The 560-nt window shown below is 72.3% G+C and carries 1 protein-coding gene; it reads right to left on the reverse strand.

Annotation, left to right across the window (positions count from 1 at the left end; translation table 11 throughout):
- A partial coding sequence (locus ABFX50_RS51050) for a pyridoxal phosphate-dependent decarboxylase family protein (protein WP_346158560.1) occupies positions 1-560 on the reverse strand: 560 nt, incomplete at both ends.

The raw sequence follows: 560 nt of genomic DNA on the forward strand, positions 1-560 counted from the left end.
GGTCGCGACCACCGCGGCCGGCACGAGCCGCTGCTCCCGGCACGTCTCGATCGCCGCGTCGAGCGCCGCCGGATTCATGCGGAACCAGTCGTCCGCGGGCACCGTGACCACGGCCTCCTCCCCGAGGCCGAGCAGCCGGGCCGCCTTGACGACGCTGAAGTGCGAGTGCGGCGAGGCGAACAGCCGCAGCCGGGGGAGCACCTCGACCCCGCGCAGCGGCGTGCCCACCTCCAGCCGGTGCTTCAGCAGCACCTGCTCGACGGCCTCGTCCCGCGCCAGTAGCAGCGCCTGCAGATTCGACTGCGTCCCACCGGAAGTGAAGATCCCGTCCGCGTCCGGCTCGAGCCCGATCCGCCGCGCGGTCCAGTCGATGAGCCGCTGCTCGATGAACGTCCCGCCCGCGCTCTGGTCCCACGTGTCGACCGAGGTGTTGACGGCGGCCAGCACGGTCTCGGCGGCCACGGCCGGCAGCGCGACCGGGCAGTTCAGGTGCGCGAGGTACCGCGGGTGGTGGAACCAGACCGCGTCCTTCAGATACAGCTCGCCGATCTCGTCGAACG

The sequence above is a fragment of the Nonomuraea recticatena genome (genome assembly GCF_039533245.1).
GTDB classification, from domain to species: domain Bacteria; phylum Actinomycetota; class Actinomycetes; order Streptosporangiales; family Streptosporangiaceae; genus Nonomuraea; species Nonomuraea roseola.